This is a genomic window from Brevundimonas sp. AVps31 (assembly GCF_058681355.1).
Genome location: NZ_CM178736.1, coordinates 737108 through 752603, shown reverse-complemented (window position 1 = coordinate 752603; position 15496 = coordinate 737108). Strand labels below are relative to the sequence as shown.

Annotated in this window: 17 protein-coding genes; 10 read left to right on the top strand and 7 right to left on the bottom strand. The window is 69.9% G+C overall.

The features are described 5' to 3' along the window. Nucleotides 1–119: 119 nt before the first annotated feature. Nucleotides 120–731: a TetR/AcrR family transcriptional regulator gene (locus ACW174_RS03550; RefSeq protein ID WP_492016326.1), complete on the bottom strand. Its 612-nt coding sequence runs from the start codon at nt 729–731 to the stop codon at nt 120–122. 499 nt (nt 732–1230) lie between these two features. Here ACW174_RS03550 and ACW174_RS03545 point away from each other — a divergent pair, with 499 nt between their 5' ends. The 8 genes from ACW174_RS03545 to ACW174_RS03510 all read left to right on the top strand — a co-directional run bounded on the left by ACW174_RS03545 (nt 1231) and on the right by ACW174_RS03510 (nt 7611). Beyond that, a complete protein-coding gene (locus tag ACW174_RS03545) occupies nt 1231–1635 on the top strand; it encodes a BLUF domain-containing protein (protein WP_492016325.1) in 405 nt (134 codons plus the stop codon). 60 nt (nt 1636–1695) lie between these two features. Further along, the gene (gene cuyA / locus ACW174_RS03540) at nt 1696–2694 is read left to right on the top strand and encodes a D-cysteate sulfo-lyase (protein ID WP_492016324.1); all 999 of its coding nucleotides are present in this window, start codon (nt 1696–1698) and stop codon (nt 2692–2694) included. Nucleotides 2695–2897: 203 nt separating this feature from the next. Next, nucleotides 2898–3557 carry a cysteate racemase gene (gene cuyB / locus ACW174_RS03535; protein WP_492016323.1) on the top strand — a complete coding sequence of 220 codons (660 nt, stop codon included), beginning with the start codon at nt 2898–2900 and terminating at the stop codon, nt 3555–3557. A gap of 109 nt (nt 3558–3666) precedes the next feature. Further along, complete coding sequence (locus ACW174_RS03530) at nt 3667–4212, top strand: hypothetical protein (RefSeq protein ID WP_492016322.1); 546 nt, start codon at nt 3667–3669, stop codon at nt 4210–4212. Further along, nucleotides 4209–5039: a hypothetical protein gene (locus ACW174_RS03525; RefSeq protein WP_492016321.1), complete on the top strand. Its 831-nt coding sequence runs from the start codon at nt 4209–4211 to the stop codon at nt 5037–5039. Before ACW174_RS03530 ends, ACW174_RS03525 begins: the two co-directional genes overlap by 4 nt. 117 nt (nt 5040–5156) lie before the next feature. Beyond that, on the top strand, nt 5157–5726 hold the full coding sequence (locus tag ACW174_RS03520; RefSeq protein WP_492016320.1) for a hypothetical protein: 570 nt from the start codon (nt 5157–5159) through the stop codon (nt 5724–5726). A gap of 45 nt (nt 5727–5771) precedes the next feature. Beyond that, entirely contained in the window at nt 5772–6707 is a 936-nt protein-coding gene (locus ACW174_RS03515) for a nucleoside hydrolase (RefSeq protein ID WP_492016319.1), read from the top strand. A gap of 58 nt (nt 6708–6765) precedes the next feature. Beyond that, nucleotides 6766–7611, top strand: coding sequence for a ribokinase (locus tag ACW174_RS03510; protein ID WP_492016318.1), 846 nt, complete (start codon nt 6766–6768; stop codon nt 7609–7611). Here ACW174_RS03510 and ACW174_RS03505 read toward each other — a convergent pair. The 3 genes from ACW174_RS03505 to ACW174_RS03495 form a co-directional block, all read right to left on the bottom strand. Beyond that, the gene (locus tag ACW174_RS03505) at nt 7608–8306 is read right to left on the bottom strand and encodes a Crp/Fnr family transcriptional regulator (protein WP_492016317.1); all 699 of its coding nucleotides are present in this window, start codon (nt 8304–8306) and stop codon (nt 7608–7610) included. The two genes, ACW174_RS03510 and ACW174_RS03505, sit on opposite strands and share 4 nt — an antisense overlap. A gap of 84 nt (nt 8307–8390) precedes the next feature. Then, nucleotides 8391–9083: a Crp/Fnr family transcriptional regulator gene (locus ACW174_RS03500; protein WP_492016316.1), complete on the bottom strand. Its 693-nt coding sequence runs from the start codon at nt 9081–9083 to the stop codon at nt 8391–8393. Between the two features lie 87 nt (nt 9084–9170). Continuing rightward, nucleotides 9171–9401 (bottom strand): hypothetical protein, encoded by a 231-nt coding sequence (locus ACW174_RS03495; protein ID WP_492016315.1) that lies wholly within the window; start codon nt 9399–9401, stop codon nt 9171–9173. A 134-nt stretch (nt 9402–9535) separates the two neighbouring features. On the opposite strand from ACW174_RS03495, the gene ACW174_RS03490 reads away from it, so the two are divergent. Beyond that, nucleotides 9536–12379: a M16 family metallopeptidase gene (locus tag ACW174_RS03490; RefSeq protein WP_492016314.1), complete on the top strand. Its 2844-nt coding sequence runs from the start codon at nt 9536–9538 to the stop codon at nt 12377–12379. 300 nt (nt 12380–12679) lie between these two features. Here the strand turns inward: ACW174_RS03490 and ACW174_RS03485 are convergent, their stop codons facing one another. Continuing rightward, complete coding sequence (locus ACW174_RS03485; protein ID WP_492016313.1) at nt 12680–13351, bottom strand: bifunctional 4-hydroxy-2-oxoglutarate aldolase/2-dehydro-3-deoxy-phosphogluconate aldolase; 672 nt, start codon at nt 13349–13351, stop codon at nt 12680–12682. Between the two features lie 322 nt (nt 13352–13673). Next, the gene (locus ACW174_RS03480) at nt 13674–14468 is read right to left on the bottom strand and encodes an alpha/beta hydrolase (protein WP_492016312.1); all 795 of its coding nucleotides are present in this window, start codon (nt 14466–14468) and stop codon (nt 13674–13676) included. A 122-nt stretch (nt 14469–14590) separates the two neighbouring features. Between ACW174_RS03480 and ACW174_RS03475 the strand changes: the two genes are divergently transcribed. Then, nucleotides 14591–14848, top strand: a complete 258-nt coding sequence (locus ACW174_RS03475; RefSeq protein WP_492016311.1) for an Lrp/AsnC ligand binding domain-containing protein — start codon at nt 14591–14593, stop codon at nt 14846–14848. Between the two features lie 27 nt (nt 14849–14875). Here the strand turns inward: ACW174_RS03475 and ACW174_RS03470 are convergent, their stop codons facing one another. Then, on the bottom strand, nt 14876–15391 hold the full coding sequence (locus tag ACW174_RS03470) for a GNAT family acetyltransferase (protein ID WP_492016310.1): 516 nt from the start codon (nt 15389–15391) through the stop codon (nt 14876–14878). Nucleotides 15392–15496: the final 105 nt, after the last annotated feature.

Here is a 15496-nt window from a genome sequence, read left to right as displayed (position 1 = left end):
GCGTTCGGAGGCGCCGGACAGACGGCTCACCCGCTCCGGTTGAGGCCGGTTTCCATACAGACAGGAGAAACGGCGTTCGCGCAATGCACCGGCGTCCCGAATTCGCGACGGGCTCGGAATCAGTCCGGGAAGGCGACCAGCAGGCGGTCCAGGGCGGCCGCGATGCGGGCCCAGCCGGCGTCGTCCAGGGCCACGCCGCCGACGCCGGGGCGGGCGTCCGCCGACAGGGCCAGATGCTGGACGGCGGCGAGCAGGACGGCGTTGAGGGCCACGGGATCGCCCTCGGGCGAGACGCGCAGCCGGGGCCGGCGCGCGCGCATCCAGCCCTGCAGCACGGCGGCGCGGTCGTCCTCGATGCGGTTCAGCAGGGGCGAGGATTCCACCAGGGCCCAGGCCATCAGGCGCAGGGTCAGGGGACTGGCGCGCAGGGCGGCGACCCAGGCCGACAGGCTGATCCGGGCGAAGGCGCGCAGGCTTTCGGCCTCGACGGCGGGGACGGTGTTCAGGCTGTCGAGCAGGCCGGCGTGGGCGCGGGCGGCGATGCGGGTGACGACGCCGTCGACGCCCTCGAAATAGCGATAGACCAGCTTGCGGTCACAGCGCGCCTCGGCGGCCAGGGTCTGGACGTTCAGGCCCGGAAAGCCGTCGCGCAACAGGATACGCTCACCCGCCTCAATGATGGCGGCTTCGGTGGCGCTTCGGTCGCGCAGGCGGACGGGCGATTCGGCCATGCGGACAGTGTCGCGCGGGTGCTCGATTCGGAGCAAGCGAGGGCGGGGGCGAGCCCGTTGCCCGACCCCTCCACCACGCTTCGCGTGGTCCCCCTCCCCATCTTCGATGGAGAGGTAGACCCCTCCGTCTCGTCGGCTTCGCCGTCGAGCCACCTCCCCACTGCGTGGAGAGGTGAACCGCACACTCACCTCTCCACCGAAGGTGGGGAGGGGGACCGCGCGAAGCGGGGTGGAGGGGTAAGGCGGATAAGGTGCGGCCCCGGTCTGCGTCGGGGGGCGTAGCAGAGACCGGGGCCGCGTTTAGAGGACTCTGTCGAGCGCGCATCGCCGCAAGGTCCGATGCGATAACAGCGGATTGCAGGTTCGGTTCCGGCAAAATGCATGTGAAATTGGTGTTTTCCGCGCCCTTGTGTCCGGTCTCGGACATAATGCTGATTTTTCAATGTCTTGGTTGGACGGGGCGGCGGGGATTGGTATGCGGGTCCCAGCTGGAGCCCCTATGCCGACCTCTCTCGACCGTCTGATTTACCGTAGCGTCTCGACGCGTCCGACCGATCGCCTCGCCAATCTGGCGGCCCTGCTGGGGGAGGCGGAGCGGAACAATTCGCGCGCGGGCCTGACGGGGGCGCTGGCGGTTCACGGCGATCAGTTCCTGCAGGTGATCGAGGGCGACCCCGGCGTGCTGGACGTGCTGCTGCGACGGCTGGAGCGGGACGCGCGCCATCGCGACATCGTGGTGCTGGACCGGCGTCGGATCGCGGAGCGCCGGTTCGAGGGCTGGACCATGGCCAGCGCGCGGATCACGCCCGAACTGGCGCCGGAGCTGGAGGCCCTGATGGCCGACCGGTCGCCGTCGCCGGACGGGCTGGTCGCGCTGATGCTGAAGGCGGTCGGACGCCTCTGAGGCCTTGGGAACGGGGCCCGATCGCGCTACCGAGGTGACCGCCGCAACGGAGCCCGACCCATGCACCTCGCCCGCTTTCCCCGTGTCCGACTGGCCCACCTGCCGACGCCGCTGGAGCCGCTGCCGCGGCTGAGCGAGGCGCTGGGGGTCGAGTTGTGGATCAAGCGCGACGACTGCACCGGACTGGCCGGCGGGGGCAACAAGACCCGCAAGCTGGAGTTCCTGCTGGGCGAGGCCTTCGAGCAGGAGGCCGATACGCTGGTGACCCAGGGCGCGGTGCAATCCAACCATGTGCGCCAGACGGCCGCCGCGGCCGCCGCCCACGGGCTGAAATGCGAGATCATCCTCGAGGAGCGGACGGGATCGACCGCCCAAGACTATGTGGAGAACGGCAACGTCCTGCTGGACCGGCTGTTCGGCGCGGTGATCCGCCGGGTCCCGGGCGGGACGGACATGGTCGCCGAGCTGGAGACTACGGCCGCCGAGGTGCGGGCGCGGGGCGGTCGGCCCTATGTCATTCCGGGCGGCGGCTCGAACCCCGTGGGGGCGCTGGGCTATGTCGACTGCGCGCGCGAGATCGTGGTCGGAGCCGATGACCTGGACCTGAAGATCGACCGCATCGTCACCGCGACCGGCAGCGCCGGGACCCATGCGGGTCTGGTGGCCGGGCTGGCGGTGATGGGGGCGGACATTCCGGTGCTGGGCATCGGGGTGCGGGCGCCCAAGGCGAAGCAGGAGGAGAATGTCCTGAAGCTGGCGCGCGAGACGGCGGCCCTGCTGGGACGGCCCGAGGCGGTGACGCCGGAGATGGTGGTGGCCGACTGCGACTATGTCGGCGGCGGTTACGGCATCATCGACAGCGCCGTGATCGAGGCCCTGACGCTGGCGGCGCGGACCGACGGGATCGTGCTGGACCCGGTTTATACCGGCAAGGCGATGAAGGGGCTGATCGCCCTGGCCAAGGCGGGCCGGTTCGAGGGCGAGACGGTGGTGTTTCTGCACACCGGCGGGGCGCAGGGGCTGTTCGGGTATGAGAGCGAGATCGGGGGCGGGCTCTGAACCATCCGCTTTCGTCATCCTCCGGCCAGCGGCGCAGCCGCGCAGACCGGGGGACCCAGCGGCGCGCGGTAGCGCGAAGCTGTCGGGAGCGCTGGACCAAGAGGCTTGCAGGCCGGATTTCGCCGCCGTCGCGGCGCCGCTGGGTCCCCCGGTCGCTCCTGCGGAGCGCCGGAGGATGACGAAAGCAAAGGAGGCAGGTTGAAATGAAAACCCTCGGCATTCTGGGCGGCATGGGGCCGGTGGCGACGGTGGCCTTCATGGCGCGCGTGCAGGCGCTGACGCCGGCGACGCGGGACGAGGATCACCTGCGGATGCTGGTGGATCTGAACCCGCAGGTTCCGAACCGGCATACGTCGCCGGAGGCGGCGGGCGCAACGCTGGGGGAGATGGCGGTGCGGCTGCGCGCGGCGGGAGCCGGGGTGCTGGCCATGCCGTGCAACACGGCCCACGCCCATGCCGACGCGATCCGCGCGGCGGGCCTGCCCTTCATCGACATGATCGCGGCGACGGTGGAGGCCGTGACGGCGACCGGCGCGACGCGGATCGGGGTGCTGGCCACGCCGGGCGGGGAGGCGCTGTACGCGGAGGCGCTGGCCCGGGGCGGGCTGGAGATCGTGCGGCTGTCGGGCGCGGACCGCGAGGCCTTCATGGCGGCGGTGTTCGCGGTCAAGGCGGGCGACGACGGCGCGGGGCCGCGCGGTGAGATGCGGCGACTGGCGGCGGCGCTGGTCAGCGCGGGCGCCGGGGCCGTGGTGGCGGGCTGTACGGAGGTGCCGCTGCTGCTGGGCGCGGACGATGTGAGCGTGCCGCTGGTGGACTCGGCGGAGGTACTGGCTGCGGCCTGTGTCAGGGCGTGCGCCTGAATCCGGCAGCCGTCCGCCGCGAGAGTCCGGTCGTCTTCCAATCCAGAGGTTGCACTTAACCCTCTTTCCGATATCAATGGTTTTCGGAATTCATGAGCGGGAGGGGCGCGTGAACAGGCAGGCTTTCTGGGCTCCGCTGGCGATCGTGATGCTGATCGTCTTCACCTTGCCGACCTGGACCCTGATCGCCGCCAGTCTGCCGCCTGGCCTGAATGGCGAGCGGCCGCTGGGGCAGTCCTTCTTTCTCATGTTGTTCAATCCCACGCCGTTCTGGGATTTGACGCGGGGCGCGGTCGCGGTGCTGCTGACCGCCATCGCCGGGCTGGGACTGGCGGACAGGCTGAGTCTCCGCGCCTCGGTGGTGGTGGTGGGGCTGCTCGTCGCGCTGGCGGGCCTGGGCCTCGCCTTCTTCATCCTGATGAACCCGGCCGTCGGCGCGAATGTCTGGCAGATGGCGGATCAGACCTATCTGTCGAGCCAGATCGACAACAGCGACGCCTTCTACGCCAAGTGGAACGGCTACCTCGTCGGTCAGGCCGGGGTTCTGGGCGGCAATCTGGCCCTGTTCCTGGGTCTGACCGCCAAGAACAGGGCGAACGGAGCGGGGACGGCCGACGAACCGGACCCGGCGCAGGCGGGGGAGGCGGCGCAATGAGCGTCATCACGACGAGATCCGCCGGCGTCGCGCTCGGCATCGCCCTGGCGGCACTGGTCGGCGGGCCGTCCGGCGCGGTGTCCGACCCCGCGGCGTCAGCCTATGCCATCACCGTGATCGTCGAGGGCGAGGGCGAGCCGACCGCGGCCTGGATCAATTCGCAGGGCACGCGGACGTCGCTGAAAAAGGACGGCGCCGTCTATGTTCCGCAGCAGCCCGTCGCCATCGCCGCCGCGGTGGAGGGCGAGGTGGTGATCGCCTATGGGCAGGATCAGGTCTTCCTGCCGATCCGTTTCACGCCGTCCAAGCCCACCATGCAGCTGCAAATCTATCGGATCAGCCCGGTCCCGGGCTGCACCCGGGCGACCCGCGACCGGCTGCAGAATCCGGGATCCGCCTACGACAGCCAGCTGCGCGCCTATTTCACGGCGCGTCGACTGGCGATGGGGGACGGCGGAACCTGCGGCGCGCTCGCGCGGCCCGCGGTGGTCGAGGCCTGGTTCAACCGGTCCTACCATCTGTCGCGGACCAATGCGCACATCTCGCTGGATCCCGACGCGCGGGCGGCCATGGACGCCCTGGGCGGGCGCTACGCCATGGCGGCGCAGCACTATGGCGTCCAGTCCGACTCCCGGCTGTTTGAATTCACCTACGACTATCAGCGTCAGCTGGCGGACGAGGGCGATTTTGCAGCGGCGCTGGCGATCAACGCCCAGCTTCAGGACCAGCTGACGGACGACGCCCAGATCCCGGTTGCCGCCGTCCAGGGCCTGACCGTCGAGCGGCTGGCGCGCGACCGCGACTTCCTGGCGGCGCGAGGGGACTGACCCGCGAGACGCTTGGCGACGCTCCGGGCCCCGGAACGGATAGGCCTGATCCGCGAATGACACTCCCGACGGAACGCGTTATCGGCAAGCGGTGAAGGCGTGTTCGGGAGGGGCGGCGTGAGCGAGGGGATCGGGAGCTATCTGCTGGCCGGCGAGACGATGCTGTGGACGGGGCGGCCGCAGCAGGGCCTGCGACTTTACAGTCAGGACGCCTTCCTGCTGCCGTTCAGCCTGTTGTGGGCCGGGATGGCGGCGACGATTTTCGGCCTTGGCGGGCGGGAGTTTCTGGCCATGCCGCTGCCGTTCAGCCTGGTGCCGCTGATCTTCGCCGTGGCGGCGATCTATCTGACGGTCGGGCGACTGCTCCAGGACGCCTGGATCCGATCCAACATCGACTACGCCCTGACCGACCGGCGGGTGATCATCCTGAGGCGCGGCCTCGGCAAAAGCCTGACGACGCTGGACCTCGGCCGGGTGGAGCAGCTGATTTTCAAACCGCGCGGCCACCGGGGGGACATCCTGTTCGGCCGCACGGAGAGCTTCTTCCACTTCGGGCCGCGCTCATTCCGCGGCACGTTCGCGGTCTGGACGCCCAGCCTGTCGGAGACGCCCCAGTTCATCGGGGTCGAGAACGGGCGACGACTGTTCGACCAGATCGAAGGCCTGAGGGCGCAGGCGCGGCGATAGGGGAGAGGGGTTGCCCCCGCCCGCGACCCGCTTCAAACCGATCCGGTGACCAAACTTTCGTTGATTATCGACTGCGACCCCGGCGTGGATGACGCCGTGGCGCTGATGCTGGCCTTCGGGGCCGAAGCGTTCGAGCTGCTGGCCGTGACCACGGTGGGCGGCAATGTGCCGGTGGTGAAGACGGCGCGGAATGCGCGCATGCTGAGGCAGATCGCGAACCGGCCGGACGTGCCGGTCTTCATGGGGGCGGAGCAGCCCCTGGCGCGGACGCTGGGGACCGCCACGGACTTCCACGGGCCGGAAGGGACCGGTGATCTGGCGCCGTTCGAGCCCGATCTTCCGTGTGCGGACGGTCATGCGGCGGACGCCATCGTCGCCCTCGTGAACAGCCGCCCGGCCAGGTCGGTGGCGATGGCCGTGCTGGGGCCGATGACCAATCTGGCGCTGGCGCTGCGCAAGGATCCGACGCTGGCCGAACGGCTGGGGCCGGTGGCGGTCATGGGCGGGGCGCGCCGCGAGGGCGGCAACATCACCGCCTCGGCCGAGTTCAACATCTGGGCCGACCCGGAGGCGGCGGCGGAGGTGCTGGCGAGCGCGGCGGAGGTGGTGCTGTTCGGGCTGGACGCCACGCATCAGGTGCGGGCGACGGAAGACCGGATCGCGGCCATCGCGGCCGTGGGCACCGCGATGGCGGAGACGGCGGCGTCCATGCTGCGGTTCTCGCAGCGGGTGGAGCGGACCATCGTCGGTTCGGAGGCCTCGCCCCTGCATGACCCCTGTCCGGTGGCCTGGCTGCTGAAGCCGGCGCTGTTCGACCTGACGCCGTGTCTGGTGCGGGTGGAGACGGGCAGCGACCTGACCCGCGGGCATACGGCGGTGGAGTTCCGTGAGGCGGTGGCGGGCGAGCCGCTGAGGCATCGCTGGGCGGTGCGGGCCGATGCGGCCGGGGTGTTTGGTCTGATCCAGGAGGCCTGTTCGTGAGCCTTGCCCCCTCCACCACTTCGTGGTCCCCCTTCCCCAAGAGGGGGAGGACAGTCCGATGAGGATCACGGTCGTCGGATCGATCAATCTGGATTTCGTGGCGACGGCGCCGAAGCTGCCGCGCGCGGGCGAGACGGTGACGGGCGCCGAGCTGGCGCGGCATCCGGGCGGCAAGGGCGCCAACCAGGCGCTGGCGGCGCAGCGGCTGGGCGCGGAGATCTGTCTGATCGGCCGGGTCGGGCGCGACAGCATGGCGGAAGAAGCGCTGACCCTGCTGCTGGCGGACAATGTGGACACGGGCGGGGTGATCTCCGATGCGGAGCAGCCGACCGGGGTGGCGCTGATCGCCGTCGATCCGGAGGGCGAGAACCAGATCGTCGTGGCCGCCGGAGCCAATCACAGCTGCTTCCCCGAACAACTGCCGGCGCGGATCGACTGTCCGCTGATCCTGCAGCTGGAGTTGCCGATCGAGACGGTCGAGGCGGCGGTGGGGCGGGCGACGGAGTTCGTGTGCGTGAATCTGGCGCCGGCTCAACCGGTGTCCGACCAGCTGCTGCGGCGGGCCGACCTGATCGTGGTCAATGAGACCGAGGCCGCCTTCTACGGCGACCTGCTGCATCACGGCGGCGGGCGGGTGGTGGTGACCCAGGGCGCCCGGGGCGCGGTGATGTACCAGCGCGGGGTCGAGATGGCCTGGGCCACGCCGCCGAAGGTGCGGGCGGTGGACGCGACCGGGGCGGGCGACTGTTTCGTGGGCGCGATCTGCGTGGCGCTGCTGGAAGGGATGGAGCCGGACGCGGCCCTGACCTTCGCCTGCGCGGCGGGGGCCATCGCGGCGACCCGTCCGGGCGCCCAGCCGTCGCTGCCGACGCGCGAGGAGGTTGAGGCGATCCTGGCCCGCTAGGCCGCGACACCCGCCTCGGCATGGTGGACGGTGATCTTGCGGTAGCATTCGCAGGCCGCGGCCTCGAGCGCCGGGCGGCTGAGCACCTGGATCTTGCCGCGCGAATAGCGGACGGCGCCCTGGGCCTGCAGCGTCTGGGCGGCCTCGTTCACCGTCGTCCGCTGGGAGCCCAGCATGGCGGCCATATATTCCTGGGTCAGCTTGATCAGGTCGCTGTCGGCGCGGTCGTGGCAGCGCAGCAGCCATTTGGCCAGCCGCCGCTCGGCCTGGTGCAGGGCATGGCAGGCGGCGGTCTGCTCCAGCTCGCGCTGGATGCCGGCGTGGTAGAGGGCCAGCATCTGGCGGATGGCGGGGCGTTCATTGGCCAGGGCGCGGACCCGGCCGGCGTCGATCCGCAGGGCCTCGCCGGTCAGCTGGATCGTCTGACGGGAGCCGGACCGCATGGGAATGGTGGTGGCCTCGACCCCCGCGACGCCCTCGCGGCCGATCATGAAGGCCTCGACCGAGCGGCCGTCAGCCATCTCGTTGACGGTCGAGATGATGCCGGAGAGGGGGAAGTGGACCGCCTCGATCATTTCGCCGGGCGCGATCAGATCCTGGCCGAGCGCGAACTGGATGTGCGACGCGGATTTGAGCAGGGCCTCGCGGTCCGGCGCGGGCAGGTTTTCCAGTAGCAGATTGGTCGGTTGGGCCATGGCTCCGTCCTTCAGAAAGGGCGAGCCGAAAGCCGTTCGGCCCCCCGACCTGCCCAAACACCCGCTCTACGGCGAAGGTTCCGTTCAGAGCGTCAGGCGGAAGACGTCGGCGGCGCGGTAGCATTCGCAGGCGGCGCGCTCGAGGGCGGCGCGATCGGTGACGGTGATGCGGCCGCGCGAATAGGTGATGGCGCCCGACTTCAGCAGGCTTTGCGCCGCCTCGTTCACCGTGGTGCGCTGGGAGCCGAGCATGGAGGCCATATACTCCTGCGTCAGGTTGAAGGCCGCGCCGTCGACCCGGTCGTGGCAGCGCAGCAGCCATTTGGCCAGCCGCTGCTCGGCGCGGTGCAGGGCATTGCAGGCGGCGGACTGTTCCAGTTCGGACTGCAGGGCGGCCAGATATTTGCTGAACACCGCCCGGATGGCGGGCCTGTCGTTGACCAGCTGACGCAGGCGGGCGGCGTCGATGCGGCGGGCCACGCCGCCCATCTGGGCCACGTTCCGGGTGAAGGCGATCTGCGGCGTGGAGCCCGCCAGCCCCCCCGCCGCGCCCTCGCAGCCGACCATGACGGTTTCGACCGTGCGGCCGTCCTGAAGCACGGCCACGGCGGAGACGACCCCATGTTCGATGAAATAGACCTGATCGATCGGATCGCCGGGCTCGTGGAAGATCTGGCCCTGGGCGAACTCGATGGCGACCGATTGCGCGAGGAGGGCCTCACGGTCCACCGGGGCGAGCGCTGCGATGAGTCGGTTGCCCGCCGAAATCCCGTTCATGACCGGCGGATAGGATAATCCTGTCGCCAGTGTCTGTCGGAAGTCGACTTAAGCGTGACTTTGGCGGGAAAGCGCACGCCGTCGGTGTCAGCCGAGGCCGTGGATGCCCGATCTGGCGGTCAGGAAGGCGGTGTCCGGACGTTCCATCCGGGTGACGAGGCGGGGCCCGTTCCAGACCTCGACGGCGGTGTGACCGCCCTGATCGCGCAGTCGGCGGAAGGCGTCCCCGGCGGCCGCGCCGTCGTTCGGATAGTCGGCCTCGCGGACCGACGGAGAACCGCCCCTCTCCGCGTGGAAGTCAAACCGGTACAGACCCATGCCTCCGCGTTACGCCGCGCGGTCGACGGGGTCTGCCCGCTCGCCGACTTTCATTACCAACTTGCAATCCGACGATCGAAGAGCCGCTGCTACGGTCGTCGCCGTACAGATCCACTGTCCTTTGGGGGGACCTCATGATGACCCGGACCGCCGCCCTGCTGGGCGCCTCGCTGATCGCCCTGACCGCCCCGGCCGTGCCCGCCGTGGCGCAGGACGCGACGACCATCACCGTGCCGCCGCTGCAATACAGCCATCGCACGCTGGCGAATGGACTGAACGTCTATTCGATGCCGGACGCGACCGCCGGAACGGTGACGGTGCAGGTCTGGTACGACGTGGGCGGCAAGGATGATCCGGAGGGCCGCAGCGGCTTCGCCCACCTGTTCGAACATATCCTGAGCCGCAAGACGGTGAACCTGCCCTACGGCCAGATCTCGACGCTGGTCGAGAATGCGGGCGGGACGCGCAACGCCTCCACCGGTCAGGACATGACCAACTACTATGAGACGGTGCCGCCCCAGTATCTGGAGACGATGCTGTGGACCCATGCCGAGCGGATGGCGCGGCCGGTGGTGGATCCCGATGTGTTCGAGCGCGAACGCTCCATCGTAAAGGAGGAGCTGCGCCAGCGGGTCTATGCGCCGCCGTACGGCCGTCTGGGCGTCTTCGTGATCGGGGACAACGAGTACGACCAGTCGATCTATCGCCGCAGCGTGATCGGCTCGATCGAACAGCTGGACACCGCCACGGTCGAGGACGCGCGCGCCTTCCACGAGGCCTATTACCGGCCGGCGACGGCGACCCTGATCGTGTCGGGCAATTTCGATCCGGCGCAGCTGGACCGCTGGGTCGACCAGTATTTCGCCGACATCGCCAACCCGGACCGCCCGGTGCCGGTGTTCGAGCGCCCGGTCTCGCCGCCGCGCACCGAGCCGCGTCTGGTCGAGGCCTATGCCCCGAACGTGCCGCTGCCGGCCGTCGCCGCCATCTTCCCGGGCGTCAAGGCGTCAGACCCGGACTCCGCGGCGCTGGAGGTGTTGTCAGCCATCCTGTCGCGCGGCGACAGCTCGCGCCTGCACCAGGCGCTGGTCTATGGCGGCCAGCTCGCCTCGAGCGTCGATTTCGGCAGCGACCAGATGGAGGAGGGCGGCTCGATCACCGCCCAGGTGACGGTCGCCCAGGGCAAGGCCATCACCGATGTGGAGACGGCGCTGGACGTCGAGCTGGATCGCATCCGCAATGAGCCGGTGACGGCGGCGGAACTGGCCGAGGCCAAGATGGAGATCGTGTCGTCGGCCCTGCGCCAGCGCGAGACCGCGTCGGGCCGCGCCTTCCTGCTGGGCCGGGCCATCGTCAGCCAGAACGATCCCTCGGCGCCGGACACCGATCTGGCCGCCATTCAGGCCGTGACCGTCGCGGATGTGCAGCGCGTGGCGCGGCGATATCTGGACGAGCGGGCGCGGGTCTCGGTCCGCTATCAGGACGAGAGCCAGCGTCCGGCGGGCGTCAGCGAGGACAGCTGGCGCAACCCGGCTCCGGTCCCGACCTTCCTGACCGTGCCGCCGGCCATCCTGCCCGCCCACGAACTGCTGCCGGAGGGCCAGCGGATGGCCCCGCCGGCGCCGGGCGCGGTGCGGGCCATCGCCGCCCCGACGGTGGTCGAGCGGACCCTGTCGAACGGCCTGCGGGTGATCGCGGCCAGGTCCACCGACCTGCCGATCGTCAACGCCCAGCTGGTGATCGCCGGCGGGGCGGCGGCGGATCCCTCGGGCCGCGCCGGTCTGGCCTCGATGACGGCGGGTCTGGCCTCGGAAGGGGCGGGCGGACGCTCGGCGCCGGAGATCGCACGCACGCTGGAGGCGCTGGGCGCCAACATCGGCGGCGGCGCCGGCGCGGATTCGACCACGGTCTTCATGTCGGCCCCGGAAGCCTCCGCCGATCAGGTCGGGGCGGTGCTGGCGGATGTGGTCCAGCGCCCGGACTTCGCCGAAACCGAGGTGGCGCGCAATCGCACGCGGGCGGTCAACGCCCTGCGGGTCAACCTGCGCCAGCCGGGGCCGCTGGCCAATCTGGTGCTGAACCGCCTGGCCTTCGGCGACGCGCCCTACGGCACGCCGAGCTCGGGCACGCCGACCTCCATCGGCGCCATCACGCGCGACGAGATCGTGGCCTTCCACGACCGCTGGTGGCGGCCGGACAACGCCGCCCTGGTCATCACGGGCGGGATGGAGCCGGAGGAGGCCTTCGCCTTCGCCGAGCGGACGCTGGGCGGATGGGAGCGTCCGTCGGCGGCCCTGCCGACCGTCGGCGCCCGCGCCGGCGCCACGCCCGCGCCGAAGGTGATTGTCGTGGACCTGCCGGGCGCCGGTCAGGCGGCGGTGGCGGCGGCCGTGCGCGGCCCGCGCCGGTCGGACGACAGCTTCTATCCGCTGGCGGTGGTGAACAGCATCATCGGCGGCGGCCAGAACGGCCACCTGTTCCAGGAAGTCCGGGCCAAGCGCGGCCTGAGCTACGGCGCGTCGTCCGCGCTGCAGGCGCGGGTGGACGGCGGGCTGCTGAGCGCCGCGACCCAGACCAAGAACGAGAGCGCGGCGGAGGTCGTGGCCCTGGTGCTGGCCGAGTTCGACCGGCTGCGGACCGAAGCGGTGACCGAACAGGCGGTGACCGATCGCGAGGCCTTCGTGACCGGAAACTTCTCGCGCAATGTGGAGACGACCGGCGGTCTGGGCGGGGTGCTGGCGGACGCCGTCACCTTCGGCCTGCCGCTGACCGAGGTCGGAACCTATGCCGGCAAGATCAACGCCACCACGCCGGAAACGGTGCAGGCGGCGGCGCAGGCCATCCGCTCGGAACAGGCCTATGTCGTGGTCGTGGGGCAGGCCGCGATGTTCATCGACGCCCTGCGCGCGGCGCACCCGGACGTGGTGGTGATCCCGGCGGCGGAACTGGATCTGGACAGTCCGACGTTGGGGCTTTGAGCGGAGTGGTTAGTGGTTAGTGGCTGGTGGGCAGCGGGGGTGTCGCCGGGACTGGCGCTGCTCCCCGCCTCAGGCCGATCACCCATCACGGTCCGGGCGTGGCGACCCCTCCGTCTCGTCGGCTGCGCCGTCGAGCCACTTCCCCACTGCGTGGAGAGGTAGACCCCTCCGTCACGGCGCGAAGGCGCGCCGCGCCACCTCCCCACTGCGTGGAGAGGTGAATCGCGCGCTCACCTCTCCACCGAAGGTGGGGAGGGGGACCATGCGAGCCGCAGGCGAAGCAGGGTGGAGGGGTTGTGCCTACTTCGCCCGGAACGCCGCGATCGCGTCCACCGTCTTGCGAACCTGCGCCTCGATGCCAGCCCAGTCGGCCGACTTCACGGCGGCGTCGGTGATGAGTTTGGAGCCCATGCCGGCGGCGACGATGCCGCTGCCGAACCATTTGGCGATGGAGGCCTCGTCGGGGTCGACGCCGCCGGTGGGCATGATCTTGGTCCAGGGCATGGGGCCGAGCACCGCCTTGACGAAGTCCACGCCGCCGACGGATGCGCCGGGGAAGAGTTTGACGATCTCGCAGCCCAGTTCGTGAGCCTGGCCGATCTCGGTGACCGAGCCGCAGCCGGGGAAGTAGGCCGTCATGCGCCGGTTGCAGACCTTGGCGACATCGGGGACGAGGCAGGGGCTGACGATGAAGCGCGCGCCGCGGTTCAGATAGAGGCTGGCCGTGCCCGCATCGATCACCGAGCCGATGCCGAGGATGATGTCCGGATCGGTCTTCTGCAGCTCGCGGGCGATGTCGCCGAACAGGTCGACGGCGAAGTCGCCCCGGTTGGTGAACTCGATCGCCTTGGCCCCGCCGCGCGAACAGGCGCGGATGACGTTCAGGCAGACCTCGGGATCGGGGTTGTAGAAGACGGGGGCCACGCCCTGCGCTTCGAGGGCGGTGAGGACGGTGAGGCGGTCGTGGCGCATGGGGTCAGTCTTTCCGGTGTCGCGGTCCTGTGTATCCCGGTGAGCGCGTGAAGCGAAAGGACCGGGGGGCGGAACTTATTGTTTCGGGGGCTCGGGGCTTGTCATCCCCGACGAAGCGAAGCGGAGATCGGGGACGCTCGTGGCCCTCTGATGAGCCCTCCCGGAAATCGCGGCGCGATTATCCGGGAGAAGGGTCAGGCATGGAGCGGTCGCCGCCCGTCTCCCGGCTCGCTGCTGCCGCAGCGTCCGGGAGGGGAAAGAGGGGGAGCGTGCGGTCCCCGATCTCGCTGCGCTCGTCGGGGATGACAAGGGCTTGGGCTTTTCAGTCCTTCGCCAGATCAACCACCCGCTTCACCATCGCGCTGTCCGCGTCCAGCAAGGGTTCCAGCACGGTGAAGTGGTTCAGCCCCGGCAGGGCTTCGTAGCGGGTCTCGACGCCGTTGTTCCCCCAGTGGTCGGCCATCATCTTCGACTGGCGCAGGAACTCGGGGCTTTCGTCGCCGCCGACGAGGCAGTCGAGGATCGTGCCGCCGGGGGTGGAGCCGTTGGGGATGGGCCAGAAGATGGGGGACAGGGCGGCGGCGGTGGGGGCGTCAAGGCCCAGGGCGTCATTGATCGAGGTGTCGATCAGGGGGCGCAGGTCGAAGACGCCGCTGATGGCCACGGCGGCGGAGGCGCGGGCCTCGCTGAGCATGCAGGCCGCCATATGCCCGCCGGCGGAGTGGCCGAAGACGACGGGACGCTGGCCGCCGTTGCGGGCGCGGATCAGGTCCACGGCGGCGCGGACCTGTTTCAGGATGGCCCCGAGCCGGACGGTCGGGGCGAGGTCGTAGGACGGGACGGCGAGGCTGACGCCGTGTCCGAGGAAGGCGGGGGCGAGGCCGCTGAACCAGTCCTTGTCCAGTGCCTGCCAGTAGCCGCCGTGCAGGAAGACGACGATGGGGGCGTCCGGTCCGGCGGAGAACAGGTCCATCACCTCGCGCGGGCCGGGACCGTAGGCGATCGTCTCGGGCGGATGGGCGGCGCGGGCGGCCTCGGCGGCGGCCTTCCACTGGCCCATGGCGGCCATGTGGTCGGGGACGCGGGCGCGATTGTTGTACTCGGCTTCGAGATCCATGGGAGGGATTAGGGACTAGGGATTGGGGATTAGCGCAAGAGGCAGCCTGCCCCATGGACGAACATCGACCTAATCCCTAATCCCTAGTCCCCAATCCCTGCTGCTTGTCCGGAACCGCCGCCATGATGACCGCCATCTTCGTCTTCATCAAATGCGAGCTGGGTCACGCCAACGACGTGGCCGCCGACATGGTGGACAATGTCGAATACGTCTCGGAGGTCTATTCGACCTCGGGCCAGTACGACCTGCTGGCCAAGTTCCAGCTGCCGAAGGACATGGACATCGGGACGTTCGTGACCAAGTCGGTGCAGACCCGCCCGCACATCCGCGACACCTTCACCGTCATCACCTTCTCGCCCTTCCTGCCGACCAAGGGGTAGGCGACCCGCCTCTCGCCGGAGGCACGGTCAGCGTTTCGCGCGGGGCCGTGGCGCGGGCTTGCCCGCCTCTTCGGCCTCTTCCGCGTCATCGTCGTCGCCGACCTTTTCCTCGACCGTGGCGGACAGGCGCTGGAAGACGCCGAGACCGACGAGGACCAGAACCGCGGCCAGAAGCAGGGCGGTCGAGTAGAGCATTTGGGTGATGTCCTCGCGCGCGGTCTTGAAGACCATGACCAGGCCTTCGAGGAAGAGGGCGATGATGATGGTCGAGAGGAATTTGGTCAGGCTGCGCCGGGCCTCGGACGCGCTGCGCCGCTCGGAGCCGCGCCGGACCTCATCCTCGAACAGATATTTGGCGACGTCGAAGACCGCGATGGCGACGATCACATAGCCGAGGGTGTCGAGGATGGCGTCGGCCGAGCTTTCGCTGGAGGAGACGAAGGCGCCCGCCGCCTCGCGCAGGCCGAGAACGACAAGGCCGATGGCCAGCAGCATCAGAAGCAGGCTGGCGGCGGCGAAAACCGCGCGGGTCAGATAGGTCATGGGAGTCCTCCGATCCGGTAACGCGATCACACCTTCGAGCGTTGCCGCGACGTCAGCGTGGTCAAACGAGACTTATCGCTGCTAACCTTCGTCCAACAGTCCGGA

Excerpts from the sequence above, each read along its gene's own strand:
- ACW174_RS03505 (WP_492016317.1), bottom strand. The coding sequence starts at position 8,306 with ATGGCCCAACCGACCAATCTGCTACTGGAAAACCTGCCCGCGCCGGAC.
- ACW174_RS03480 (WP_492016312.1), bottom strand. The coding sequence starts at position 14,468 with ATGGATCTCGAAGCCGAGTACAACAATCGCGCCCGCGTCCCCGACCAC.
- ACW174_RS03495 (WP_492016315.1), bottom strand. The coding sequence starts at position 9,401 with ATGGGTCTGTACCGGTTTGACTTCCACGCGGAGAGGGGCGGTTCTCCG.
- ACW174_RS03545 (WP_492016325.1), top strand. The coding sequence starts at position 1,231 with ATGCCGACCTCTCTCGACCGTCTGATTTACCGTAGCGTCTCGACGCGT.
- ACW174_RS03510 (WP_492016318.1), top strand. The coding sequence starts at position 6,766 with ATGAGGATCACGGTCGTCGGATCGATCAATCTGGATTTCGTGGCGACG.
- ACW174_RS03525 (WP_492016321.1), top strand. The coding sequence starts at position 4,209 with ATGAGCGTCATCACGACGAGATCCGCCGGCGTCGCGCTCGGCATCGCC.
- ACW174_RS03485 (WP_492016313.1), bottom strand. The coding sequence starts at position 13,351 with ATGCGCCACGACCGCCTCACCGTCCTCACCGCCCTCGAAGCGCAGGGC.
- ACW174_RS03490 (WP_492016314.1), top strand. The coding sequence starts at position 9,536 with ATGATGACCCGGACCGCCGCCCTGCTGGGCGCCTCGCTGATCGCCCTG.
- cuyA (WP_492016324.1), top strand. The coding sequence starts at position 1,696 with ATGCACCTCGCCCGCTTTCCCCGTGTCCGACTGGCCCACCTGCCGACG.
- ACW174_RS03550 (WP_492016326.1), bottom strand. The coding sequence starts at position 731 with ATGGCCGAATCGCCCGTCCGCCTGCGCGACCGAAGCGCCACCGAAGCC.
- ACW174_RS03475 (WP_492016311.1), top strand. The coding sequence starts at position 14,591 with ATGATGACCGCCATCTTCGTCTTCATCAAATGCGAGCTGGGTCACGCC.
- ACW174_RS03500 (WP_492016316.1), bottom strand. The coding sequence starts at position 9,083 with ATGAACGGGATTTCGGCGGGCAACCGACTCATCGCAGCGCTCGCCCCG.
- cuyB (WP_492016323.1), top strand. The coding sequence starts at position 2,898 with ATGAAAACCCTCGGCATTCTGGGCGGCATGGGGCCGGTGGCGACGGTG.
- ACW174_RS03470 (WP_492016310.1), bottom strand. The coding sequence starts at position 15,391 with ATGACCTATCTGACCCGCGCGGTTTTCGCCGCCGCCAGCCTGCTTCTG.